Annotated in this window: 1 protein-coding gene; it reads right to left on the reverse strand. The window is 67.5% G+C overall.

Annotation, left to right across the window (positions count from 1 at the left end; genetic code table 11):
• Positions 1 to 53: 53 nt before the first annotated feature.
• The coding region (locus RVY79_RS17380) for an ABC transporter permease (RefSeq protein WP_317465731.1) at positions 54 to 456 on the reverse strand (403 nt) is incomplete at its 5' end.

Raw genomic sequence — 456 nt, forward strand, 5'->3', positions numbered from 1 at the left:
GGTGCGGTTGCGCAGCAGGTCCATGGTGGAGGCGTTCATGGGTTTCCTCGTGCTCAGGCCATCAGGCTGATGGTCTTGCGAAAGCGTGACAGGGCGGCGATGAAGAGCAGGCAGCCGATGGCCGCCACCGCCAGCAGCTGGGGCCAGACCACCGCGAGGCCGGCGCCGCGGTACAGGATGGCCTGGGCGGCAGCGACGAAATGCGTGGTCGGCGCGGCCTCCATGACCCAGCGCACCAGCGCCGGCATGCTCTCGCGCGGGGTGACGCCGCCCGACAGCATCTGCAGCGGCAGCAGCACCAGCACCAGCAGCATGCCGAACTGCGGCATGGACCGGGCCACCGTAGCAAGGAAGATGCCCATGGAGGTGGTGGCAAACAGGTGCAGCGTCGCCACCAGCATGAACAGCAGAATGGAGCCTTCAACGGGCACATGCAGCGCGCCTTGCACCACGAAC

Source organism: Chromohalobacter sp. HP20-39, assembly GCF_033052815.1.
Lineage (GTDB): Bacteria > Pseudomonadota > Gammaproteobacteria > Pseudomonadales > Halomonadaceae > Chromohalobacter.